Raw genomic sequence first — 24,105 nt, forward strand, 5'->3', positions numbered from 1 at the left:
GAGACCCGGGCGCCCATGCGTGCCGCCAGCACCGCCAGCGCGCCGCCGCCTGTGCAGACGTCCAGGAGATCCATGTCCGCCGCGAGACCTTCCGCGTGGAGCGCTCGGGCGAGCAGGCGGGTGTCGTCCTGAGGGGCGTACACCCCGGGCAGGGTCCACAGGGAGCCGAGGTCGGCGGGCGTCAGGGCGGCGGTCGTCATCGGGTACCTCCGGTGGGAGTGCGGTCCAGCGGTGTGATCGTTCCGCCAGGCGCTGAACCAACCCTTTCTCCAGCCTCTGCGCACCTGTGCTCCGCCGCCACTGCTGGGGCGATCACCGGGCCACCTGCCCCCTGCCCGCCCTTCCATGTGCCGGCCGAACCGCCGGGGACCGGCGGGGGACCGCCGGGGGAGCGACGGGGGAGCGACGGTTCGGTGCGGGACGCGCTCTCGCGGTGGCGGGAGGCGGCGGTGCCGAGGACGGCCGTGCCTACGCGGACATGTCCTCGGCGCCCTTCCTCGCTCAGGTCGCGGACCGCTCCAGAATCACCTTCAGCGCTCCGCTCTCAGCGCTGGAGAACACGTCGTACGCCTCCTCCATCCGGTCCAGTTCGAAGCTGTGCGTGACCAGCGACGAGGTGGGCAGCCGGCGGGCGGTCGCCATATCCGTCAGCATCGGCGTGGAGAAGGTGTCCACCAGCCCTGTCGTGATGGTCACGTCCTTGATCCACAGGTCTTCCAGGTGCAGTACGGCCGGCTTGCCGTGCACTCCGACATTGGCGACGTGCCCGCCCGGTCGCACCATGCGGGTGCAGAGCTCGAAGGTCTCCGGCAGCCCCACCGCCTCGATCGCCACATCGGCCCCGAGTCCGCCGGTCAGATCCGCGATCAGATGCGCGGGATCCTCCCTCGCGTCCGCCACCGCGTCCGCGCCGATCCGCCGCGCCACCTCAAGACGGGACGGCGCCAGATCGACCGCGATGACACGGCCCGGTGAGAACAGCCGGGCCGTGGCGACGGCGGCCAGACCGATGGGCCCCGCACCGACCACGACCACCGTGTCGCCCGGCCGGACCCGGCCGTTGAGCACCCCCACCTCGTAGGCGGTGGGAAAGATGTCGGCGAGCAGGACCGCGTCCTGGCTGTCCAGGGCACCGGGCAGTGGGTGGACCGACAGATCGGCGAAGGGCACCCGCACATACTCGGCCTGCGTCCCGTCGATGAGATGTCCCAGTACCCAGCCCCCGCCGCCCAGGCACTGGCCGTACCGGGCCTCGCGGCAGAAACGGCAGCGCCCGCACGCCGAGACGCAGGACACCAGCACCCGGTCGCCGGGCCGTACGGTACGCACATCACCACCCGTCTCCACGACCTCGCCGACGGCCTCATGACCGAGAACGGTCCCGGGAACGACCTCCGGGAGGTCTCCCTTGAGGATGTGCAGATCGGTGCCGCAGATGGTGACCGAGTCGACGCGGACGATCACATCCGCCCCGTCCTTGACCGAGGGTTCGGGGACCTCGTCCCATGAGGACCGTCCGGGCCCGTGAAAGACCAATGCCTTCATGACGCGCATCTCCTCGCCGGCGAGTCGGTGGTGGCCCGCCGATGGCGATCGGTGGTTGATTCAGGGGTGTTCGGGGATTTTCTCCCTACGCCCAGCCTGCGGCGGTGTACCCGGCGGGCGCATGGGCCGACCGGCCCCGTACGGGGACCCGCCGACCCGTTGGGCATGGGCACCCGCCGACCGTTCGGCCCGGCTGCCTCCCTGTTCGCCCGTACGACCTGTTCGCCCGTACGGCCTGCTGGCCCGTACGGCCCGTCGGCCCGTTCGTTCCGGGAACTCAGTCGTGGGGGACGACGGCCACGGGGCACGGCGCGTGATGCAAGGACGCCGACAGGACATGTCCGACCCGGGGGGAGAGCGCGGGCCGGTTCCTCCGGCGGCCGACCACCAGCAGTCCGGCTCCGGCCGCGCCCCGGACAACCGCCCGCGCCGCACTCTCCACCCACACCGTGTCCTCCACGCGCACCTCCGGGAACTTCTCCCGCCAGGGCCGCAGCGCCCCCGCCAGTTCCTCACATGCCTCCCGCGCCGCCCTCCCGGCCACCGTCCCCGGGGTGTACGGGTCGGCGCCGCCATGAGTGAACGCGGGCGGCGGGAGGTTCCTGCCGTGGACGGCCCGCAGGGTGACCCCGCGCCGCGCCGCACTGTCGAAGGCGAACTCGATCAGGGCGTCGCGGGGACCGTGCAGACTCAGTCCCATCACCACATCACGTCCCTCGAACACGGAGGCGGTGTCATCCTGGTCGCCCCGGTCGTCCCCGGCGCGCACGAGAACCACGGGGCCGTCGGCTCTCGCCACCACATGCAGGCCCGTTCGGCCGAGGAAGTAGCTGGCCATGGGCGCCATGTCCTGGGAACCGAGCACCAGCGCGTCCGACTCCCGCGCCGCCGCGAGCAGCGCGCTCACCGGGTCCTGGGCGACCAGGTCCTCGACGACGGACAGATCCGGGTGGTGCTCGGTGACGGTACGCAGAGCCTCCGCCATGATCCGTTCCGCCCAGTAGTTCTGATCGCTCTCCCGGACGGCCCCGCCGGGTTCGACGGACAGCAGTACCCACGCGTGCAGCAGACGCAGCGTCGCCTGCCGCAGCTCCGCCTCCCGCGCCGCCCAGCGGACGGCGGACAGCGACTCGGGGGTGCCGTCCAGTCCAACGGTGACGACCGGTGTCATGACGACGCTCCGCGGCCAGGACCGGAGGCGCCGGCGTCCCACACCGGTTGCCTCAGATCCTCGGAGACCGACACGACACCGTCCACGCTGCGGCACAGCCGTAGCAGTACGGGCACCAGGCGGCCGTCCTCCACCGTGCCGTGCAGGGCGACTTCGCCCTCCTTGACATCGGCCGTGACCGCCCCCGGCGCCAGGCCGAGCGTTTCGGCCAGGACATCGTGTGTGATCTCGTCCCGGATGGCGTGGTCCTGCCGCAGAAACACCCTGAGCAGGTCGGCGCGGCTGACGATGCCACGCAGTGTGTCCGTCTCATCCACCACAGGCAGACGCTTGACGTTCTGCACCGCCATGAGACGGGCGGCCTCCACAACGGTCCACTCGGGGTGCGCGCGGACCACCGGGGCGGACATGATCTCCTCGGCGGTGCTGCCCTCGACACGGGCGCGCTCCCACGCCTCCAGGTCCGGCAGCGGTGTCCGGCCCGACAGATCGGACCGTCCCGCCGCCTTGCGCAGCAGATCCGCTTCCGACACCAGGCCGACCGGACGGCCCGCGGTGTCAATCACGGGTACGGCGCTGATGTCGTGGTCCGCCAGTGTCCTGGCGATCTCCTTGAAAGGGGTGCCGGGCCGCACACTCACCACGTTGTGGGTCATCAGCTCACTGATGCTGCGGTGGTCCATGTCCTCACTGCTCCCTTTGTGGCCGTTTCTCATGGGTGACCGTGTCTCATGGCCATGACCGCGAGGGCGCGGCCATATCTCCTCTCCTCCACCGTCTCCGGCCCCACCGCCGGACGCCATGAGCCACTCGGCCCCTCATGGCGGGAACAGAGGGGGACCGGCCCCCACTCCGGGCCGACGGGCCCCGCCTTCAGGCCGACGGGCCCCGGTACAGGGCCGTACGGCCCCTGCCGCCGACCCGACGGGCGGCGGCAGGCTGGCAGGGAGGTCGGAGAGAAACGGGTATCACCCCATCGGGGGAGCAGTCACCCAATCGGGAGCAGTCGTGTGGTCACCCACGCTTGACGGAACGACGGTGAGCGGCCTGGTCACCGAGGCCACGGCCGCGCCTTCCATGCACAACGCCCAGCCCTGGCGCTTCCACTACACCCCGGAGAGCCGGACCCTCGCCCTCTCCGCGGACCTCGACCGTGCCATGCCGGACTCCGACCCCACCCTGGCCGGTCTGCACATGGGCTGCGGTGCCGCACTGCTGAACCTCCGGGTCGCGGCCGTCCACCAGGGGCTCCGCCCGGTGACGACTGTGCTGCCCGACCCCCGCGATCCCGTACTCCTGGCGACCGTACGACTCGAATCCGCGGCGACCGCGACAGAGGCACCGGACGACGGACTCCGCGCGTTGTACCCGGCGATCCTTGAGAGGCACACCAGCCGTCAGCCCTTCTCGGACCAGGAGGTGCCGGAGGAGGACCGGCGCGCGCTTGCCGGAGCCGCCGGGCAGGAGGGCGCCGAACTCGTCTTCCTCACCGGCCCGCACCTCCAGTTCGTCGTGGATCTGATCCGGGACGCCGAGGGATACAGCCGAATGTCCCCCGGAAGGGAGGCCGAGCTGCACCGGTGGACCTGGAACTCCGCGTCCGCTTCATACGCCGACGGAGTCCCCGACTACGCCTTCGGACCGCGCGAGAGGGGCGGCGGGGCTCCGGTGCGCGACTTCGCGGGCAGCGGCGTGGTGCCCGGCAGACCGATGGTGGACTTCGAGGACCGGCCCCAGCTGTCCTTGCTGAGCACTCCGGGGAACGGACCCGGCGACTGGCTGCGCGCGGGAGAGGCGATGGAACGCGTGCTGCTCCTCGCCACACTGCGCGGACTGTCCGGTACACCCGCCACTCAGGCACTCGAACGGCCGGAACTGAGCTGGCTGCTCCGCGATCCGGTGTCGGGCTCCGGACATGTGCAGATGGTCCTGCGCCTGGGCTACGGCCCTCGCGGCCCCCGGACCCCACGCCGCCCGGTACGGGACGTGCTGACGATCGGCGACTGACCGGCGCCCCGAAGAACGATGCGAAGAACGGCGCGAACGACGGCGCGAACGACGACGAGAGGCGGTGGCAGCCATGGAACTTCCCATGGTCGTGGGAGTGGACGGATCCGAAGGCAGCCTTGAGGCGGTCGACTGGGCGGCGGCCGAGGCGGCGCGTTCCGGCCTGCCGCTGCGACTGGTCCATGCCTCGCTGTGGGAACACTACGAGGCACCCCTCACGGGGCTCGGCACCGACCGCCCCTCCGAGCGGATATTCGCGGAGAACGTCGTCGCCACGGCCGAGGAGCGGGTGCACCGTCTCGCCGCCGATGTGAAGGTGTCCACCGACATCCAGCCGGAGGATCCGGTGACGGCGCTGCTGCGAGCGGCGCCGGACGCCTCCGTTCTGATAGTGGGATCCCGTGGACGCGGCCCGGTCAGGACCATGCTTCTCGGATCCGTGAGCCTGGCCGTCGCGGCCAGGGCCCGCTGTCCCGTGGTCGTGGTCCGCGGCGAGGAGACCGACCGGCGACCTGCCTCCCGGCGGGTGGTCCTCGGCGTCGGGAACTCCACCGGGAGCACCGCCGCCGCGCGCTTCGCCCTTCGCGAGGCGCGGTTGAGGGGCTGCGAACTCGTCGCCGTACGGGCCTGGCGCTACCCGGCCTACGAGATCACACCGTGCCAGATGATCGGCGGAGACCAGGCGGAGGCGTACCGGCAGGAGGCGGAGGAGTGCCTGGACCAGCTCCTGGGGGCGGTCGACGCCGATCACTCCGACGTCGTCGTACGGCGCAGGCTCGTCCAGGGCACGGCGCATCAGACACTCCTTGAGGAGGCGACGAGTGCCGATCTGCTGGTCGTCGGTGCGAAGCGTCGGCACGCCGCCGTCGGTCTCCAGCTCGGCCGTGTCAATCACGCGATGCTGCACCACGCCGCCTGCCCGGTCGCGGTCGTCCCGGCCACCGACCGCGCGGCCGACACGGAAGCCGAGCCCGCGTCCGAACCTGAGCCCGCGTCGGAGTCCCGGTTCACGATGTTGAGCGGCGAAGAGTGCCGTGCCCTCCTCTCGACGCATGGTGTCGGTCGGGTGGCCGTGAATACGCACAACGGTCCCGCTGTCGTTCCCGTCAACTATGTCGTGGCGGGGGACGGCTCAGTGGCGTACAGGACGGCCCCGGGCACCGTCGCGGCGGCTGCCGCCGAACACGAGGTCGTCTTCGAGGTCGACCATGTCGACGACGCGGTGCGCCAGGGCTGGAGTGTCAATGTCGTCGGCGTCGCGCGTGCCGTGACGGGAGACGCCGCGGCGCGCGGACTGGACCAGCAGGCCTACACCGCCCCGTGGGCGGGCGACCACCGCCGGCTGTGGCTCGCGATTTTCCCCGCCCGGATGACGGGCCGTCGGATAGGCCCCGTTCCGGCCACCGGTCCGTGAGCGGAGCGGGCTCATGCCGGCTTGTCGCGCGGTCACGCGCACCGGCTGTCAGCCGGGTTCCATATAGGGACGCCGGAAGATCCTCGTCCGCTCCGCGCCGTCCGGGCGTACCACCTCCACCGCCCGCTCCACCGCGGACTCCAGCCGTCCGCCCGTATCGACCCTGACCGCCTCGGGCCACGGATCCGCCGCCGCGGCCATCGCTTCGGCCACGCCGGGACCGGCGTCGGAAGGCCCTGGAGGGCGGTCGGCGAGCCGGCGGGCCGTCACACCCGGCGGTACCTCACAGCACAGTGGAACCAGATCCGCGCTGCGGTCCCGGGCCATCTCGGCGGCCATGGTCCGCCATGTACGGTCCGTCCATGTGGCGTCGAGCACCACGGACTCTCCCAGGGACAGCAGGGCCGAGGCCCGGTCGATCAGCTCTTCGTACGTACGCCGTGTCCACTCGGGGGTGTACGCGCCCTTCCCGTACTCGGCGGGCGCGGGTTGTTCCGGCGGTACACCGGCCAGTTCCTTCCGGAGCCGGTCGCTGCTCAGCAGGGTGAGTCCCAGCCGGTCGGCGAGCGCGCCCGCCAGGGTGGACTTCCCGCTCGCGGGGAGACCGCCGACCAGGACGAGCCGTACAGCCGAGGTCCGCAGGTGCCGCAGGGCGAGAGCCGCGAGCCGTTCCGCGTCCGACCGCGCCACGGCGCTCCCCTGCCCGGCCTGGAAGAGCGAGACCTTCGCCCGGACGAAGGCGCGGTAGGCGACGTAGTGGTGACGCAGGGACGGCGGAGCGGGATCGCCGGAGAACTCGCTGTAGCGCGCGAGGAAGTACGCGGCGGCGCCGGGCGCCCCCAGGTGCTCCAGATCCATGGTGAGGAACGCGGCGTCGTCGAGGCCGTCGACGTAACGCAGGGTGTCGTCGAATTCCAGGCAGTCCAGCACACGGGGGCCGTCGTCGAGGCAGAAGATGTCCTCGGCCCGCAGATCGCCGTGCCCGTCCACCACGCGGCCTTCCCGGATACGGGAGTCGAAGATGTTCCGTCTGCCGTCGAGATAGCGCCGCACCAGGCGTTCGATCTCCGCCATGCCGCTCGGAGGAGGCTGGCCGCTGAGTCCGTGGACCTGCTCGAAGCTCGCCTCCCAACGGGCTCGCAGCGCGTCACGGGTGCCCTCGTGGGAGATCACGGGGCCGCGTGGCGAGTCGGCGTGGCAAGCCGCGAGCAGGCGGGCGATCCTGCGCAGATCGTCGTCCACCGGGGCCCCGATGCCCACACGGTGTGCCAGTCGGCTGCCGGGAGGCATCCGGCTCATCACCACGACCGGTTCCGGCGGGCCGCCCCACGGCAGGTGGACCTCGGCGACACCCTCGTACACGTCGGGCGCGAAACGGCGGTTGAGCCGGACCTCCCGCTCGCACGCCGCGAGACGGGCGGCCGGCGTACTGAAGTCGAGGAAGCCGAGGTCGACGGCCTTCTTGACCTTGTAGGCGTGCTCGTCGATGAACACCACGACCGCGGTATGCGTCTCGGACAGTTCCGCGCGGGAACCACCACCGGCGCGGAACACCTCGCGGTTCGATGACATCACTTTCCTCAGTGTTCCGCCCGTGGTGCGGATGTGTCGCGCCCGAAACTCCGCCGCCGCCCGGCGGACGCCGGATCACCGGGCGGCAGATGCCCCGGGACGCCATCCGACGCATACCCGCACCGTGGTTGAACCTCCCCGCGACCGAATACGAATCACCTGATGAGCCCAGCGCAGCCCAGCGCCGCCCACCCCAGCCCAGCCACATGAGCGGTGGTCAGGGCCGGTGGAGGGGAGCCGCGCCGACCCAGCGGTGGTAGGCGTCCATGTCGACGTTGCCGCCGCACACGATGGTGACGACGTGCCGGCCGGCGAAGCGGCCGCGGTCTTCGAGGATCGCGGCGATGCCGAGCGCGGCCGAGGGTTCGGCGACGAGGCCGGCGTGGTCGAGGAGCATGCGCATACCGGTGGTGATCGATGCCTCCTGGACCAGGACGGCGTCGTCGGCGACCAGGAGGAGGTCGTCCAGGACGGCCGGGATGGGGAACCGGCCGGCGACGCCGTCGGCGATGGTGTCGGTGGAGTCGGTGGTGACGACGCGCCGCGTGCGCCACGAGTGGGTCATCGCGGGTGCGCCCAGCGGCTGGACGCAGATCACCTCGACCTCGGGCGCCAGCGCCTTCAGCACATGGCCGATGCCGGTGGCCAGCGCGCCGCCGCCGAGAGCGATCAGGACGGTGTCGAACGACGGTGCGGTGTCGAGCAGTTCGAGGCCGATGGTCGCCGCGCCCTCGCAGGTCTCGATGTCCAGGCTGTCTTCGAGGAGCCGGATGCCGTCGTACCGTGCGATGGCCGCGGCCCGTTCGCGAGCCGTCTCGTGGTCGCCGTCCACCAGTTCCAGTCCGGCGCCCAGCGCGCGGATGCGATCGAGCTTGGCCACGGTCGCGGAGCGGGAGGCCACGACGGTGACGTCGAGGCCCCGGCCGCGGCCGGACCAGGCGAGGGCCTGGCCGAGGTTGCCCGCGCTGGCGCACACCACGGCCCGCGGACCGTGGGCGGCGAGCAGACTCGCGACGAGCTCGGTACCGCGGGCCTTGAAACTGCGGACCGGGTTCGCCGTTTCGAGCTTGATGCTCACCGCGCACCCGAGGGCGGGCTCCAGCGCCTCGCAGCGGTACAGCGGAGTGTCGAGGAAAACCGGATCGATCACCCGGCGAGCCGCCCGGATCCGACCGGTGTCAAGGCGCGTCTCCAGCACGACACGACAGCGTAGTGCCGGCGGTGCCGCTCCGTTGAGGATATATCCGCCGAGCGATGCTAACTTAGGCTAGGCTAACCTAAGGAGTGTTGATGGCTCTCGCAGATGTCCGGGCGGCCGGACCCACCGACGCCGAGCGGATCCGTTCGGTCATGACACGTTCCGACTCCTTGAGTCTCACGACCGACGGCAATGGCTACGACTTGATGTCCATGCACACCGTTGACGGGCGCGGAACGCTGCGGCTGCGCGTTCCCTCGGAGAGCCCGCTCGCCGACGAGGCCGTGCTCGCGCCGGGTGGCACCCTCGCGGGTCTGATCGAGTTCACCGACCTCGCCCCCGTACCGGTCCGCGACCGGGTCCGCTCGCGCGTCACCCTCGCGGGCCGTCTCACCCCGGCCGAGATCCAGGACGCGCCCGAGGTGCTCGTCCTCCGCCTGGACATGGCCCGCGCCGCCATCGAACGGGACGGTGGGACCGCGAGCGTCGGCCTCGGTGAACTGGCCGCCGCGCGGCCCGACCCGTTGGCCGTCGAAGAAGCGGCGCTGCTCACTCATCTCGACCGGGACCACGGCGATGTGGTCGCCCAGCTGAGCGGACTCGTCGACCGAAACGTCCTCCAGGGCGTTGTCCGCCTCCGTCCACTCGCGCTGGACCGCTACGGGCTCGTCCTGCGCTGCGAGTACGCCCGGCAACACCAGGACGTGCGGCTCACGTTCCGTTCGCCGGCCCGGAACGCGGACGACATCGGCGTCCGGGTCGCGCAGCTCCTTTCCCCGCGCCGGGGCGACTCGCACCGGTGCCGCTCCGAACACTCGTGACGCGGCTGTCGGCCGACCGCGAGAGCGAGAGGCCATTGACCCCCGCCATGCCCGCTTCCGATCACCGCCTCGACCGGCCCGTGGTGCGGACCGCCACGCCGGCGGACGCCCGGACCCTGCACCGGTTGTCATCGACGTTTGTCCGCGGCGGCGCGCTGCGAGAGCGTCCGGAAGGCCATTACGCTCGCCATGCCGGGCGCTTCCTCGTCGCCGCGACGGCGACCGGAACCATCGAGGGCTGTGTGGCACTGCGCTTCTACCCGGCGTGCTCACCCGTCTACCCGGCGCGCTCGCCCGTGTACCGGAATCCTTCGCGGGCCGCGTGGCCGGACGCCGGTCGCAGCGCCGCGGTCGTCTACAACTTCTGTGTCGCCCCCGGTAGTCAGCGGCGCGGCGTCGGCTCGGCCCTGCTGCGGGCGGTTCTCTCCAAGGCCGGACCTCGGTCCGTGTTCACCGCGACGACCGGCGGCGGTGAGCTGTTCCTGCGGCACGCCTTCCATATCTGCGACGCGAGCACCGCACCTGCCGCCTGGCTGGCCGCACTCGACCCACGCCGAGGATCGACGGTCCTCTCCCGATGCGTCGGGACCTTTGCCGACGGGTGTGAGCCGGCCCGTCCGCAGGTGCGGGCGCACGACGAGGGTGAGGCGTGTCGCCGACTTGCCTACGAGGAAAGCCAAGGGTAACTTTCCTCGTAGGAAAGTGAAGCGGGGACGGGAGGGCAAGCGACGTGAGCACGCCGGTGGATGCCGAACAGGCATGGAGAGATCTTCAGCGCATCAGAGTGCCGCAGGAGCGGGTGTACGACGAGGTCGAGCGGTTCGCCGCGGGCGGCTGGGGCACCACCTGGGCGACGGCCGCGCTCATGTGGCTTTTCCTGGCCGGTCTGGGCCTGGACCTGCCCGGCTGGGGTGTGGGGCTGGCCATCGCCGTGTACGCCGCGCTGCTGGGCGTGCTGGCCGTGCTCCACAACCGCCGGAGCCGGGTGCGCCTGCACCACACCCGGTGCACCCCGCGGATGTTCGGCACCTTCGTGGCGGGGGCGGTGGTGACCGGCGGGACGGCCCTGCTCTCCGGCCGTCTGGTCGATTCGCTGGAGCCGATGCCCGGCAGTCTGATCCAGGCCACGGTCTCGGCGACGGTGTTCGTGCTGTTCGTCGGGCCGTCGGGCCGCTGGGCGGCCGGGTCGGCACGGGACCGCGGCACACAGTCCGCCGGCACCAGCACCAGCACGGGCACGGGCACGGGGGTGGACCGATGAGCATCCCCGCCGGATTCGACGAGCTGATCCACCCCGCCACCCGGCTGTCGGTGGTCGCGCTGCTCGCCGCCACCGAATGGGCGGACTTCGCGTTCGTCCGCGACAGCCTCTCGCTCAGCGACTCCGCACTCTCCAAACAGCTGCACACCCTGGAGGAGGCCGGATATCTGGAGCTCCACAAGGACGGCGGCGGCCGCAAGCGGCGCACCAGGGTACGGCTGACGGACCGCGGCCGTACCGCCTTCGAGGGGCACGTCGCGGCGCTCCGGGCGATCGTCGAGGGCGCCGGTCCCCTGGCGGAGACCGAAGCACCACCCGAAACACCACCACGACAGCGACATCACTCGGGGGCAGGACGATGACGCCGGAGCACACACACGCCCAGCCCGTCGTCCACGCGCGCGACGTGACGATGACCTACGGCGACATCGACGTCCTCCACGGCGTCGACCTGGACATCCACCGCGGCGAGGTCTTCGCGCTGCTCGGCCCCAACGGTGCCGGGAAGACCACCACCGTCGAAATCCTGGAGGGCTTCCGCCAACGTTCCGCCGGTGAGGTGAGCGTCCTCGGTACGGACCCGGAGCGGGGCGACGACGCGTGGCGCGGCCGGATCGGACTGGTCCTTCAGTCCTGGCGCGACCACCAGCGCTGGCGGGTCGCCGAGCTGCTGACGCACTTCGCCATGTACTACCCCGACCCGCGCGACCCGGCCGAACTGCTGGCCCTGGTCGGCCTCACCGACCAGGCCGGCCGGCAGGTGGGCCGGCTGTCCGGCGGCCAGCGCCGGCGGCTGGACGTCGCGCTCGGCATCGTCGGCCGCCCCGAACTCCTCTTCCTGGACGAGCCGACCACCGGCTTCGACCCGGAGGCGCGGCACGAGTTCCACGTCCTGGTCGAACGGCTGGCCCGCGACGAGGGTGTCACCGTCCTGCTCACCACCCACGACCTGGTGGAGGCCGAGCGGCTCGCCGACCGGATCGCCATGCTGGTCGGCGGCCGGATCCGGGCCTGCGGCACACCCGCGGAACTGGCCCGGCGGGCCGCCGCCCGCGCCGAGGTCCGCTGGACGGCCGACGACGGGACGTCCCGCCGCGAACGCACCGGGGACCCCTCACGGCTCGTCTGGGAGCTCCACCAGCACACGGACGGCCCGATCGCCGGCCTGGAGGTCCGCCGCCCGACGCTGGAGGACACCTACCTGCACATGGTGCACCGGGAGGCCGACGGCACGGACGGGGACGCGGACGAGGAGGCACGGGCCGCATGACGAAGACACCCGTGAAGACAGCCGTGAAGACACCTGTGAAGTCACCCGTGAGGACGCCCATGACGAACGGCCGGCGTGCCGGACTCCAGCGTGGCGGCATCGAGCTGCGGCACCTCCTGCGCAACGGCAAGGAGATGTCCGGCCACCTGACCAACGTGGTCGTCGCGCTGCTCGTCGCCGCCTACATCAGCGGCGACGTGCCCGGCACCCGGACCCCGATGGCCCATCTGATGCTGGCGGGCTTCGCCGCCTACCTGCTGTTCCAGATCGGACTGATCAACCTCCCGCAGATGCTTGTCGCCGAGCGGGAGGAAGGCGCCCTGCTGCGGCTGCGCGCCACACCCGGCGGGATACCCGCCTACCTCGTCGCCAAGTGCGTGCTGGTGGTCGTCGTGGCGGTCGGCACCCTGGCCCTGCTCCTGGCGGCCGCGGCGCTGCTGGTGGACGGGCCACTGCCGCACGGGCCGGGCGACTGGCTGACGCTGCTGTGGGTCACCACGCTCGGGCTGCTCGCCGTCGTACCGCTGGGCGCGGCCATAGGAGCGGTACTGCCCAACCCCCGCGAGGCGCTGGCGTTGATCATGCTGCCGACGATGGGGCTCCTGTTCACCTCCGGAACGGTGTTCCCGATCACCTCGCTGCCCGTGCCGGTCCAGCAGGTGGCCGCGGTCTTCCCGCTCAAGTGGATGGCGCAGGGCCTGCGTTCGGCGCTGCTCCCCGACACGGCACGGACCGCCGAGGCGGCCGGCTCCTGGGAACTGCCCATGGTCGCCCTGGTCCTGACCGCCTGGGCGGTCCTCGGGTTCCTCCTCGCGGTGCCCCTCCTGCGCCGCGCCGCCCGCCGCGAGTCCGGCTCCCGCCTGTCCGCGCGCCACCGCAAGGCGGCACAGAGCGGCGCGCTGCCCGCGTAGGTCCTCTCCGGTCGGATGCGCGACCACGTCCGCGGATCGCCGGGCCCGGTGACCCGCGACAACGGCCGGGAGCCGGAACACGGGCGTACGGAAGGCGCCGTGACCTGAGGCGCCGTGACCTGAAGTCGACCCGGCGGCGACCTGCCGCGGACCCGGCGGCAGCGGCCTGGGCCCATAGTGTGGGGCGTTGGTTCCGCGTGACCTTGTGATCCCGCAGCCCGCGCACAATCATGGGCTCATGTCACCTCGCGCTGGACAGTTCGACGTCGCGTCGGTTCTGCGGGAGGTGAAGATGGTCCGCCTGGAGGGGCTGGTCCGTATCCGCGACCTCCAGCTTCCCCTGCTGAGGCTCGCGGCCGTGTCGGTCCCCGGCGCCGTCACGGACGCCTGGCCCGTCGAGGTGGAGAACCTGCTGCGTACGGCCGTTTCCCGGCTCGGCGGGGGCGACCTTCAGCAGGCGGCCGAACTCACCCTCGGGCTGTCCCCGGGTATGCGCGACCGGGCGGCGGCGGACCGGCGCAGACTCGCGGCCGGGGTCTACAGCCTCAGCGTGGAGCGGTTCCGCAAGAGCCAGGAGGAGATGGTCCTCGGGCAGATCGCCGAACAGGTGTGCTGGCTCGCGGGCACCGGGATGCGGGGCACACCACCGGCGGGGATCGCGCTGCTGGCCCCCCATCTCCAGCACCGGGTGCTGGATTTATCGCGGACCCGGCAGCCGCTGCGGGTCGTGCTGCATGTCCATCCCGTCGAGCTGCTGCGCGGTGTGGACGTCGTCGTCTCCCCGAGCAACACCCATCTCGGCCTGCCGGAGATGTACAAGGCGTCCGTGTCCGCGTCGCTGCGCCGGGCCGCGGCGGTGCGCGACACCGCGGGCGATGTGATCGCCGACCCCGTCAACGAGGACCTGATGCGCTGGCGCGAGGAACACGGTGTACTGCACCGCCCGGCCCAGGCCGGCACGGTCGCGCCGACCGGGCCCGGTGCGCTGGCCCAGCGCGGCGTCCGCCGTATCTACCACGCGGCGGTGGCCGTCCCCCGGCCCGGTACGAACGACTACGACGTCACCCCGCAGTACGTGGCCGGGGCGGCCGCCCGCGTACTGGGGCTGATGACACGGGAACGCGACGCGTACGCACCGCCGCTGCGGTCCGTCTGCTTCCCGCTCCTCGGCGCGGGCCGCGGTGGCCTGCCCCCCGAGACCAGTGTCAGTGCTCTCTGGACGGCGATCGCCGCGAACACCGCGCCGGACCACGAGCTGCATCTGATCGTACGAAGGCCGCTCGTGGCCGACCTCGTGGTGGACGTCCTCGGCGCGCGACCGCTTCCGCCGGAGGCGGCCGGCTCGCACCCCGGTGAGGAGAAAGGGCAGATGTGCGGGTGAACCCCTTCATGATGCTGGCCGCCTTCGCGGCCGACTGGCCCCGGATATCGGCGTTGCTCGACACCGGAGGGCGCCGGACGCTGACCGTACAGCTGACCGGTCTGCGGACGGCCCCTAGCGGCAGCGCCGAGGAACGGTCGGCCGCAGACGCGGCGGTACGGGCCGTGCTGGACGCGCTGCCCGCCGACGACGCGGTCCGGCTGTGGCGCGAGGGGAACACGAAACGCTTCGCGGGCACGTCACCGGCCGTTCTCCACCAGGGGTACGCCGCCGCCGATCTGTGCCTGCTCGTCATCGACGGCAACCCGATGGTCGGCCCGTATCTCGGGCCGCTGCGCGAACGGCTGCTGGCGGTAGCGACGTTGAGCCCGGACGACATCGGTGGGCCCATGGACCCCCGCCTGATCGTGCTGTCCCATCACAACGGCGAACGCCGCCTGCCCGCCTTTCAGTTCGAGGCCGGGGCCATGCCCTGGAGGGTGGTCCTGGCGGTCAACGAGGAGCTGGGCGCGGACACGGACCCGTGGGGCGCGGCCGACTGGTGGCTGGGCGCCAACGCCTGGACGGGGACCGCGCCGGCCGGTCTCCTCGGCCGGGACCGCGACCAGGAGTTACTGGGCGCGGCACGTGCCCTGGCCGTCCCGGACGGGGAGGAGTAGCCGTGCCCAAGTACCCGCCCCCCGATGTCCTGCCCGGCAAGCCGAACCGCGCGACGCTGCCCGCGGGCACCCCCGTCTTCCGGGTGCACACCACCCACCGTGAGGCGACAGGCTTCAACTCCCGGGCCGCGCACCCCTTCTACTACGGCGGCCGGTTCGACAGCACCACGTACGAGAAGTACGGCTTCCTCTACCTGGGCTTCAGCGCCGGCGCCGCCGTGTGCGAGGTGCTGCTGCGCTCGATGCCCTTCGACAGCGACGGCTCACCACGGCTGCTGCCCCGAGTCGCCTTCGAGCGGCGCAGCCTGTCGTTCCTGCGGCTGACCGCCGACATCGAGGTCGTGTCCCTGATGTCCGGTACGGACCTGGCGGCGGTGGCGCAGGACACCTGGCTGGTGCACACCGAGGGCGCGGACTATCCGCAGACCCGTGACTGGGGCCACTGGATCCGGCGGCGCACGGAACCCTGGGCCCAGGGATTCGTCTGGCCCTCCAAGCGCGAGCCCGCCGACCGGGTCGCGGTCCTGTTCCAGGACCGCTGCGGGACCGCGCCTCTGGAATCCGCCGGGCCCGGCCCCGTCGACTTCGGCACCCGGCGGGGCGAGGAGTGGCTCAACGGCGTGCTCGCCCCGTATCGCGCACATACCGCGCCGCGGCAGCGAGGACGGACGCTCTGACATGGCGGACAAGCCGTACGACCTCAGCACCCTGGTGTACGAAATCCAGCAGGCGTCGAACGGGGGCGTGACCGACGGGCGCGACATGGGCCGCATGGCCGACGTGGTGCTCGACCATCTCGGCTGCGCCACGGCGGCCGAGGCGTACGAGAGGCTCTACCACGACTGGCGCGCTCTGCCCCGGGGCACCCTGATGTCCGCCATGCGGGCGGGGCATGTGCTCAGCGTCGTGACCATGCTGATATTCCACGATCCGCTCCCCGGCCGGTACCGGGCGGAGCTCCTCCGTGAGGCGCGGGACCACGGGCCGGCGGACCCGCGGTGGCAGGCGCAGATCATAGTCCTGGGCAATATGTTCGCGATGCACGGTCCCCTCGGGAATCCCGCGGAACTGGAGACCGCTCTGGCGCATCTCGAAGAAGCGCGGGCCATGCTGCCGCCCGGCAGTCCGGAAGAGGACAACATCACGTTGGTGCATGCCGGCGTCCGGGTCAATCTCGCCCAACTCGGCGGCGGGGAGGACGACTTCGATTCCGCCGTCGCCGATCTCGAACGGCTGCGCGACTCACCCGCCTTCGACGAGACCCAGCGGCTGCACATGGCCGCGCAGCTCACCGCCTTCCGTATGCACCAGGCCAGCCGGCGCGAGGACGAGGACGCGCTCGCCGGGAACATCCGCGAACTGGAATCCATCCTGGCCCGGTTGTCGCCCGATCACATGGACCGCGTCGCGCTGGAGGGGAACCTCGAAACCGCCAGGGGCCACCTGCGGATGCTGCGGGAGCGGAGCACCGGACGGTCCGATCCGGACACCATCGCGGTCCTGCCCCCTCTGCGCGAGGTGCGCCGGCAGATCTCGGTGCTGCCGCGCGACGCGCGGGCCGACCGGCTCCGGGAGATGGGGCTCGGCAGGATTGTCCATCACCTGGCGACCGGCGACCACCAGGGCATCGTCGAGTCGATGGAGCTCCTTGAGGAGGCCCTGGACCTGCTCGAACCCGACGACGACAGCTGGATCCGCTGCACGTCGATCCTGGGCACCGTCCATCACGCTCTCGCCGTGCTGGGGAAGCTGCCCCCCGCGGACCGCTCCCACCACCTCGACCAGGGCATCTCCTGGCTGAAGCACAGTCTGCGACTGGCCGGCGGCCCGGAACACCCGCTCCGGGGGTCCATCGGCACGTCCCTGGCCTTCGCCTACCGTGTCCGCGGCGATGCCCAGACGCTGGACAGACGGGTCGCACGCCTCAATCACGCCGAGTCCCGCCGCGTGGGCCTCGACGCGGTGGGGGCGAGCGCCTGGAGCGTGCTGCTCCAGTCCGGTACGGCGCACGCGGCGGAGACCGGCCGCGGCGCGGGAGAGCAGGCGCTCGACGTGGCCCGCTGGTGCATCACCGACGGTGCCTACGACGAGGCCGTCCGCGCGCTGGACGCCGGGCGCGGGCTCGTCCTGCACGCGGCCACCGCGGCGGCGACGGTGCCCGACATGCTGACCGCCCTCGGGCAGTCCGCCCTCGCGGACGAGTGGCGTGCGGCGGGAGCCGTCGTACCCGAAGTGGGGCAGGCGACGATGCTGACCGGCGGGGTCACGTTCTCGGGACCGTCGAGCCGGCTGCGACGGCGTGTGCTTCAGGCACTCACCGCGTCCCCGCGCTGGCGGCGGCTGCTGGAACTGCCCTCGCCCGGCGAGATCGGCGAGGCCCTGCGCGCCATGGGCCGTACCGCCCTGGTGTATCTGGTGCCCGGCGGCGACGGTGTCCCGGGAACGGCGCTTGTCGTCACCGCCGACGGCACCGTCACACCGGTCCGGCTCAGCGGACTGACCCTCGAAGCGTCCCCGTTGGCGGAGTACCGGGCCACCGGCGCCCCGGGCCGTACGCCTGGCCGCGCACCGGGCGGTCCGCCTGGCCGTACCCCGGGCCGTACCGCGGGCGGTCCGCCCACGGCGAGCCCGCCTCCCCAGCAGCAGCAGCAGTCGCCGCCGGACGGTGGCCGGGCCGCGCTGGAGCGGCTCTGCGACTGGGCGGGATCCGCGGTGATGGCCCCCCTGCTCAAGGAACTGCCCCGCGGCTGGGGCCGGGCGCCCTCCGTCGTCCTGGTCCCGATGGCCGAACTGGGAGTGGTGCCCTGGCACGCCGCGCGGCTCCCCGGCCGGCGCGGTGCGCGGCGCCACGCCTGCCAGGAGGCCGAGATCTCCTATCTCCCCTCGGCCCGTCTGCTGTGCGAGGTCGCCGCCAGGGCCGAGACCGGCGCACGGCAGGCCCTGGTCGTCGGCAACCCGACCCGGGACCTGCACCACGCGGGTGAGGAGGCCGCGGCCATCCACCGTACGTTCTACCCGGACGGCACCCTGCTCGGCCCCGGCGACGCCACCCCCGCCGCCCTGACCGACCGGCTGCGGCGGCAGCGCGGTGGCGTACTGCACCTGGCCTGCCACGGGGTGGTGGAGCGGGGCGAGCGGCGCAGCGCGTATCTCCTGCTGTCCGGGGGGCGGCTGGCCGCCGAGGAGCTGACCGAGGGGGTGGCCAGATACCGGCATCTGGAGCTGGTGGTGCTCGCGGCGTGCAGCACCAGTGTGTCCGGCCACGGCCATGACGAGGCGTACAGCCTGTCCACCGCGTTCCTGGTCGCGGGGGCCCGCTCCGTGCTGGGTTCCCTGTGGCCGGTGCCCGACGAGGCGACCTCCCTGCTGATGTACATGACCCATCACTACATGCGCCGCGAGGGGCAGCCGCCCGGCCGGGCCCTGCGCAGCGCCCAGTTGTGGATGCTGAACGGCGGACGGCAGGCGCCGCCGGGGATGCCGGCGGACATGGTGGCCCGCGTCCCGCACATCGACGCCGGCGATCTGGCGGGCTGGGCCGGGTTCACCCATCTGGGCTGGTGAACCCGCCCGCCGGACCGGGGCACCTCGCCCGATCGGGGCACCCCAACGGATCAGGGCACCTCGGTGCGTACCAGCACCGAGGCGGTGCCCCACCGGCCCACCTCGTGCGCCGGACCGCCCGCGAGGCGCCCGCCGCGCGGCGGTACGAACCGCAGCAGCCCGTCCCCGCCCCCGCCCCCGCCCGCGGGTACGGCGCCGGCGCGAGCGGCGCCGGATGTGCCCAGGGACCAGGCGGGCAGTCGGAACGGGGCGATGTTCAGCTCGTTCTCGGCGACGATCGCCTTCAGCCAGTCCCGGGCGAACGCGTTCCGCACCACGGGACGGCCCGGTGGGAGCCGCAGCCACACCGGCTCGCCCCGCCGCGCCATGCCCGCGTTTCCCCCGGCGACGAACTCACCCTCGTACAGTCCCGGGGACGACTCGTAGTTGTCCGCCAGGTCGAGCAGAACACACCACAGAGGGTTCACCCAGTCGTTGTGGATCCGCACCCGTACCCGCGGTTCCCGGCCGTCACGGGTGTACGAGCAGACGGCCTCGCCGGTCACGGTGTACCGGAAGTCGCCGACCAGCGGCTCGACCGTCACACGCACCAGCGACGACAGCCACGGATCGGGGTTGGCGAGGTCCCGCAGCCGGTGCCAGCGGGCGATGTGCGTAAGACAGTCCGCGACCCGGTCGGCGTCGGCGGACGACCGCAGCGGCAGCGGGTCCAGGGGGTGCCCGCCGCCCCCGGACACCAGGGCCCGGCCGCCGCCCGCCTCGACCAGCAGTGCCGGCGCGTCTCCGGTCGACTCCCCGGTCCACTCCCCGGTGTTGTCCCCGGCCAGGGACAGCATGGGCGCGCTCGCGACGGCGGCCGAGACCGCGCGTACGGCGTCGGGCTGTCCCACGACCGTCACGACGGCCGGCGGGAACGCCAGCGCGGACGGCGTCACGCCGTGCACCGTCTCCCGCTCGTCCGCGCCGGGCCGCCAGTCCGCCGGCTCCACCAGGGAGGACTCCGCGCGGACCTCGCGCACCACGACCCTCCGGGCCCCGCCCGCCCGCCGGACGTCCTCCTGGCCGATGCTTCCAACGGCGCCGATGACGGTGAACTCGGCTCCGGGTGCCCGCAGTCCATGCGCGTAGCCGCAGTTGACCTCCCAGCCCGCCGTTGTGTGGCGCAGCAGGAACGGTGAGCCGGCCGCGGCGTCGCCGTACAGGAAGAGGCGGTCCTCGGGCCCGCGCAGTTCGGGGTGCTGGGCGTGGTGCGCGCCGCGGACGCGTTCCTCGACGAGGGAGTGCAGCGCGCCATAGGTGGCCGCGGGGCCGAGCCGGTCCAGAGCCAGCAGCAGCGCGTGGCTGAAGTATCCGCGGCTGAGACCGTCGATCACCGCCTCGTGGGCCTTCTCCTGCGGGCGGCACGCGGCGAGCAGGACATGCTCGCGCGGTACCGGGCCCGGTGCGCCGGCGGACCGTGACACGCCGGGATCCGCCGTACGCCACCAGGGCCGCCACGCGACTCCCCGCGCGGTGGCCTCGCGGGTGGCGCCGCCCGAGTGGCAGCAGTCGAGGACCGCGATCACATGGGTGCCGTCCTGCGCGATCTCGTCGAGAAGCGCGCCCAGTTCGGTGTCCTGAAGGAGCGGCTGCCCGCCCTCGTCGAGGCTGTCGTGGCACACCAGCGCCTGGCAGGTGCCGGTGGCCGAACGAGGGTCGTCGGTCGTCTCCTCGCTGCCGTGACCGCTGAACCACAGCAGGGCCGTGTCGCCGGGGCGGCTCCGCCCGAGGTGGTGTCTGATGCCCTCGGTCACCGCCGCCTTCGTGGCCCGCTCATCGCGCAGCCGCAGGATCTCCGGCACGAATCCGGTCTGCCGCCGCAACCAGCGCTCCGCCGCCTCCACATCGTTCACACAGCCGTTCAGCGGGTGTTTCGGATAGTCGTCGATGCCCACCAACAGGGCGTACACGGTCCGCATGCGGTGATACTGCCAGGCCGTCCGGGGCGCGGGCGGGGCGTTCCCGGGTCGGTTGCCGGGCGGTTGCCGCCGTCGGCGTGCCGGAGCGCGCCCAAGGCAGTTGAATGTTCCGTCTGGAGAGTTGGAACCATTCAGGACCAGAAAGGAAGCCAGCGTGACTTTCGGGGGACAGAATCCGTACGGCCCGACGTGGCGGCCGGACGGGACACCGGCACCAGGTGTGCCACCACAGGGCGGGACGAATCCCTATGCGGGGCCGCATCCTTATCCCGGGCAGCATCCCTATCCCGGGCCGCATCCTTATGCCGGGCCGCCGCCTTACCGGCCGTATGTCCGGCCCCGTTCGCTGTGGCAGGAACTGCGCGAGGACGACTGGCCGCCGCTGTTCGAACTGCTGCGCCGCCTGCCCGTCCACGGCTGTATATGGATCCCCGTTCTCTTCTGCTTCTTGCCCGGATTCCTGCTGCTGCTGGCCTACCCGGTGGCGCGCTCGGCCCGTCGGCAGGCACGCCGGAAATTCTCGCCGTACAGCCACCGCCGTATCCAGGACCCGGAAATGACGCGCGTGCAGAAGGCCAGGACTTGGCTCGCGCTGGCGGCGTCCTTCCTGATCCTCGTGGTCTACGGCAGCGGGGAGGACTGGGCGGAGATCCAGGAGCAGTACACGCTCCGGCTGACGATCACACCCTGGCTGCTGCTCCTCACCGCACCCGTGGTGATCGCCGTCCTCTTCCGGCTGGCGCCTCCGGCCGCGCGGCCGGAGATGCGCGCCCGGCTGCGCCCCGCCGTGCGGTCGGTGCTCTGGTACTTCGGTGCCTTCACGGCCGTACCGCTGCTGTTCGCGGGCGTGATGCTCCTCGACCGGACATATCAGAACGTCACGGTCGCTCCGCTCATCACGATCGCGCTGATGTATCCGGTGCTGTGGGTCGTGTTCTTCGTCCTCTTCGCCTCGCCGACGGTGGTCCGTACCGTGTTCGGTGTCTCCGAGGTGCACGCGGCGCTTCCGGCGCTGCTCACCGGGGTTCTGGTGTGGGAACTCGCGGCCATCAATCTGACGGCGGGCATGCCGCCGGGCCCGCTGTTCATCCAGATCTGCGCGGTCCTCGGCGGACCGGCGTCGGTAACGGCGGTGGCATGGTGGGAAGTCGCGCGGTTGCGGAGTCGCTTCGGGGTGAGGCTGCGGGGCTAAGGGCTGTCCCGTAATCCCCGGCGGGCTCGCGACGACGGCTACGGCACCTCGCAGCGTTGTCGGAACACCCGAATACTTCCAGTATGCGGGCGCCCCTCCGCCTTGCGATGCACCGCATCCGACGCCGCTCGCTGATCCACCAGGGATTACGGGACAACCCTTAGGATCTTTCGTTTGGGTTTGGCTGGTCAGTTGATCGAATGGGTCTGCCCGCCAACACCGGGGATGCTCCCGCCGGCGCCTGGCAGCGTCTGTCTCCTGGTGAGGACATCGGCGCCACCGGTCCCGGCGCCCCGGCGCGCGGGTGCGTTCGTCCGTGTGCCCATGCGGGGCCGCCACGTATGCGTGGCGGCCCCGCATGATGGCCTTCTTGCCGTCCGTGGGGGAGCGTGGGTGGCCACGCGCCGGCGGGAGGGCGGATGAGTGCCGGGCACTCACACCCAGCGCCACACCTGGTTCGCGCGGTTCCATTCCGTGCCCGAGGTGATGCAGTTCCACACCTGTAGAGGTGACTGCTCACCCGGCTGGCCGGAGGGGGAGTTGACTTCCATGCATCGTCCGCTCAAACGGTTCCTGATGATCATGTAAGTAATGGGGAAGCACATGCACGGCCCCTGCGGCGGACGGATCTCCTGCGTGTACCACTCATTCGACCGGCCGCCTGCGTCGCAGTACGGGTCCTGAACGATCGGTACGCCGTTCGCGGGGTTGCCGCCGGCAACGGTCAGGCACTGGCCGGAGTGACGTGCCTTGATGCGGAAGAATCCGTTTCCGCTGTCGAGCCGTTCGAACTCCTGCGACCAGCTTGCGTTGTCAGGCCAGAGGAAGACCCCGGTGCCCGGGTTGGTGTAGGCCCACATGACGTCCGCGCGGAGCCCGGTCCACTGATTCACGATCTCCACGTACGGGGGATCCGCGGCCGCCGCCGCTTCCCGGGCAGTGGCTGACGGGATGGCCACGAGGCTCGCCAGTGTGATCATCGCCGCTACCAGCGTCGTTTGCCTCAGTCTTCTTTTCCGTAAGAAATGCAACCCATTCCCCTTCCCTGGCGTTCACCGGTGAGATGTGGTGACGAGCGGATGAGATCGGAGTGTTCCCGGTTCGCGAAGCTGGGTGCGAATCCGGGGCAGGATCGACCATGCCCGCCTACGTCGGTGACGTGCCGTTACCCAATCGGTTTCCGGGCATGTTTCTGGGTCGGGGCGAATGGGGCGCTGGAAAACACCGCGCCGTCACCCGTCCCCGAATCCCAGACATTTCTCGCCCCCGCGTCCATCGTGGAGGGGGCGGCGTGCGGGCGACAGGTGCCTGTTCCGCCACCTTGACCCCTCGGATGACCTGTGCATGACATGCCCTTCGGCTTATTCTCGCTTCGGGAAGCCGACCGGGGGGCCGCTGTGAACGAGGCAAGTCTGTTACGGCACGCGCTGCGCGCTGCCCACCGCATCGTCAACAACGAGCCCTACGTGGAGGACTTGGCCGAAGGGCTGCTCCGCGCCGTCGGCGCGGACTGCGTATGTATCGACATATGCCCTTCCTGGCGGACGCGGACGCCATCGGTGACCATGGCCGGAGAACCCAACGGCCTGTCCGCAGGCGAGATCGACCAGTGGATGGCCCTGTCCGCCGACGACCCGTACCTCGGGAACCTGCTCGCCACCAGCGACCCACGCCCGTACCGCATAAGCGACTTCATGACCTTCAACCGTTTCCGGCAGACTCTCGTCTACCAGGAAGTGTTCGCCCGGTACGGCATGCGCCATCTGCTGGTGATGGCACCACGCGTCACCGACGAGAACCTGGTGCTCATCGGCCTGACACGCAGGCTCCACGACTTCTCCGACCGCGAGACCCAGGCTCTCCACCCCATTCGCGACCTCATCGCCACAGCGCTGGACTTCCAAGCCCAGACCACCGCGATTCAAGCCAGGATCGATGCGGACCCGCCCGGCGCCCCACGGCACCGGCGCACCCTCACCGAACGCGAAACCCAGGTGCTCGCGCTTATCGCCACCGGCCACACCAACGACCAGGCCGCCCGCAAACTCGGTATCAGCCCACGAACCATCCGCAAACACCTCGAAGGCGTCTTCACCAAAGCCAACGTCCCCAGCCGCGCCGCCGCCGTCGCCTGGTGGCTCCGCCAACCCGAAAATCACGCCCGGCGATGACCCGGCGAAG

At 71.6% G+C, this 24,105-nt stretch carries 21 protein-coding genes and 1 pseudogene; 14 read left to right on the forward strand and 8 right to left on the reverse strand.

Annotated features, from left to right (window positions below; genetic code table 11):
- The 4 genes and pseudogenes from ACWGDX_RS04570 to ACWGDX_RS04585 form a co-directional block, all read right to left on the reverse strand.
- Window positions 1-200, reverse strand: a pseudogene (locus ACWGDX_RS04570) (methyltransferase); the annotation flags it as partial.
- A 301-nt stretch (window positions 201-501) separates the two neighbouring features.
- Window positions 502-1,545: a zinc-dependent alcohol dehydrogenase family protein gene (locus tag ACWGDX_RS04575; RefSeq protein WP_453622195.1), complete on the reverse strand. Its 1,044-nt coding sequence runs from the start codon at window positions 1,543-1,545 to the stop codon at window positions 502-504.
- Between the two features lie 277 nt (window positions 1,546-1,822).
- Entirely contained in the window at window positions 1,823-2,716 is an 894-nt protein-coding gene (locus ACWGDX_RS04580; protein ID WP_453622197.1) for a universal stress protein, read from the reverse strand.
- Window positions 2,713-3,399 (reverse strand): CBS domain-containing protein, encoded by a 687-nt coding sequence (locus ACWGDX_RS04585; RefSeq protein WP_453622199.1) that lies wholly within the window; start codon window positions 3,397-3,399, stop codon window positions 2,713-2,715. The genes ACWGDX_RS04580 and ACWGDX_RS04585 overlap by 4 nt, the downstream gene beginning before the upstream one ends.
- Before the next feature lie 355 nt (window positions 3,400-3,754).
- Between ACWGDX_RS04585 and ACWGDX_RS04590 the strand changes: the two genes are divergently transcribed.
- Both ACWGDX_RS04590 and ACWGDX_RS04595 read left to right on the forward strand, forming a co-directional pair.
- On the forward strand, window positions 3,755-4,723 hold the full coding sequence (locus ACWGDX_RS04590) for an Acg family FMN-binding oxidoreductase (protein ID WP_453622201.1): 969 nt from the start codon (window positions 3,755-3,757) through the stop codon (window positions 4,721-4,723).
- A gap of 73 nt (window positions 4,724-4,796) precedes the next feature.
- A complete protein-coding gene (locus ACWGDX_RS04595; protein WP_453622203.1) occupies window positions 4,797-6,137 on the forward strand; it encodes a universal stress protein in 1,341 nt (446 codons plus the stop codon).
- A 48-nt stretch (window positions 6,138-6,185) separates the two neighbouring features.
- Here ACWGDX_RS04595 and ACWGDX_RS04600 read toward each other — a convergent pair whose 3' ends face one another.
- Both ACWGDX_RS04600 and ACWGDX_RS04605 read right to left on the reverse strand, forming a co-directional pair.
- Window positions 6,186-7,709, reverse strand: a complete 1,524-nt coding sequence (locus ACWGDX_RS04600; protein WP_453622205.1) for a bifunctional aminoglycoside phosphotransferase/ATP-binding protein — start codon at window positions 7,707-7,709, stop codon at window positions 6,186-6,188.
- Window positions 7,710-7,926: 217 nt separating this feature from the next.
- Window positions 7,927-8,907, reverse strand: a complete 981-nt coding sequence (locus ACWGDX_RS04605; RefSeq protein WP_453622207.1) for a threonine ammonia-lyase — start codon at window positions 8,905-8,907, stop codon at window positions 7,927-7,929.
- 92 nt (window positions 8,908-8,999) lie between these two features.
- Between ACWGDX_RS04605 and ACWGDX_RS04610 the strand changes: the two genes are divergently transcribed.
- The 10 genes from ACWGDX_RS04610 to ACWGDX_RS04655 all read left to right on the forward strand — a co-directional run bounded on the left by ACWGDX_RS04610 (window position 9,000) and on the right by ACWGDX_RS04655 (window position 18,774).
- On the forward strand, window positions 9,000-9,728 hold the full coding sequence (locus ACWGDX_RS04610; protein WP_453622209.1) for a DUF2470 domain-containing protein: 729 nt from the start codon (window positions 9,000-9,002) through the stop codon (window positions 9,726-9,728).
- Window positions 9,725-10,414 carry a GNAT family N-acetyltransferase gene (locus ACWGDX_RS04615; protein WP_453622211.1) on the forward strand — a complete coding sequence of 230 codons (690 nt, stop codon included), beginning with the start codon at window positions 9,725-9,727 and terminating at the stop codon, window positions 10,412-10,414. Before ACWGDX_RS04610 ends, ACWGDX_RS04615 begins: the two co-directional genes overlap by 4 nt.
- Window positions 10,415-10,458: 44 nt before the next feature.
- A complete protein-coding gene (locus ACWGDX_RS04620) occupies window positions 10,459-10,989 on the forward strand; it encodes a hypothetical protein (RefSeq protein WP_453622213.1) in 531 nt (176 codons plus the stop codon).
- Window positions 10,986-11,351, forward strand: a complete 366-nt coding sequence (locus ACWGDX_RS04625; protein WP_453622214.1) for a transcriptional regulator — start codon at window positions 10,986-10,988, stop codon at window positions 11,349-11,351. The genes ACWGDX_RS04620 and ACWGDX_RS04625 overlap by 4 nt, the downstream gene beginning before the upstream one ends.
- Window positions 11,348-12,259 (forward strand): ABC transporter ATP-binding protein, encoded by a 912-nt coding sequence (locus ACWGDX_RS04630; RefSeq protein WP_453622216.1) that lies wholly within the window; start codon window positions 11,348-11,350, stop codon window positions 12,257-12,259. Before ACWGDX_RS04625 ends, ACWGDX_RS04630 begins: the two co-directional genes overlap by 4 nt.
- Window positions 12,260-12,318: 59 nt before the next feature.
- Window positions 12,319-13,170 carry an ABC transporter permease gene (locus ACWGDX_RS04635; RefSeq protein WP_453622547.1) on the forward strand — a complete coding sequence of 284 codons (852 nt, stop codon included), beginning with the start codon at window positions 12,319-12,321 and terminating at the stop codon, window positions 13,168-13,170.
- 238 nt (window positions 13,171-13,408) lie between these two features.
- A complete protein-coding gene (locus ACWGDX_RS04640) occupies window positions 13,409-14,551 on the forward strand; it encodes a hypothetical protein (RefSeq protein ID WP_453622218.1) in 1,143 nt (380 codons plus the stop codon).
- On the forward strand, window positions 14,542-15,210 hold the full coding sequence (locus tag ACWGDX_RS04645) for a hypothetical protein (protein ID WP_453622220.1): 669 nt from the start codon (window positions 14,542-14,544) through the stop codon (window positions 15,208-15,210). Before ACWGDX_RS04640 ends, ACWGDX_RS04645 begins: the two co-directional genes overlap by 10 nt.
- Window positions 15,211-15,212: 2 nt before the next feature.
- Entirely contained in the window at window positions 15,213-15,887 is a 675-nt protein-coding gene (locus ACWGDX_RS04650; RefSeq protein WP_453622222.1) for an RES family NAD+ phosphorylase, read from the forward strand.
- A gap of 1 nt (window position 15,888) precedes the next feature.
- Window positions 15,889-18,774: a CHAT domain-containing protein gene (locus ACWGDX_RS04655; protein ID WP_453622224.1), complete on the forward strand. Its 2,886-nt coding sequence runs from the start codon at window positions 15,889-15,891 to the stop codon at window positions 18,772-18,774.
- Between the two features lie 50 nt (window positions 18,775-18,824).
- On the opposite strand, the gene ACWGDX_RS04660 is transcribed toward ACWGDX_RS04655, so the two are convergent.
- Window positions 18,825-20,732, reverse strand: coding sequence for a caspase family protein (locus ACWGDX_RS04660; protein ID WP_453622226.1), 1,908 nt, complete (start codon window positions 20,730-20,732; stop codon window positions 18,825-18,827).
- Between the two features lie 154 nt (window positions 20,733-20,886).
- Here ACWGDX_RS04660 and ACWGDX_RS04665 point away from each other — a divergent pair, with 154 nt between their 5' ends.
- On the forward strand, window positions 20,887-21,924 hold the full coding sequence (locus tag ACWGDX_RS04665) for a hypothetical protein (RefSeq protein WP_453622228.1): 1,038 nt from the start codon (window positions 20,887-20,889) through the stop codon (window positions 21,922-21,924).
- 434 nt (window positions 21,925-22,358) lie between these two features.
- Here ACWGDX_RS04665 and ACWGDX_RS04670 read toward each other — a convergent pair whose 3' ends face one another.
- A complete protein-coding gene (locus ACWGDX_RS04670) occupies window positions 22,359-22,904 on the reverse strand; it encodes an RICIN domain-containing protein (RefSeq protein WP_453622230.1) in 546 nt (181 codons plus the stop codon).
- 369 nt (window positions 22,905-23,273) lie between these two features.
- Here ACWGDX_RS04670 and ACWGDX_RS04675 point away from each other — a divergent pair, with 369 nt between their 5' ends.
- Window positions 23,274-24,095 (forward strand): response regulator transcription factor, encoded by an 822-nt coding sequence (locus ACWGDX_RS04675; protein WP_453622549.1) that lies wholly within the window; start codon window positions 23,274-23,276, stop codon window positions 24,093-24,095.
- The last annotated feature ends 10 nt before the right edge of the window (window positions 24,096-24,105 follow it).

The sequence above is a fragment of the Streptomyces sp. NPDC055025 genome, from assembly GCF_053608565.1.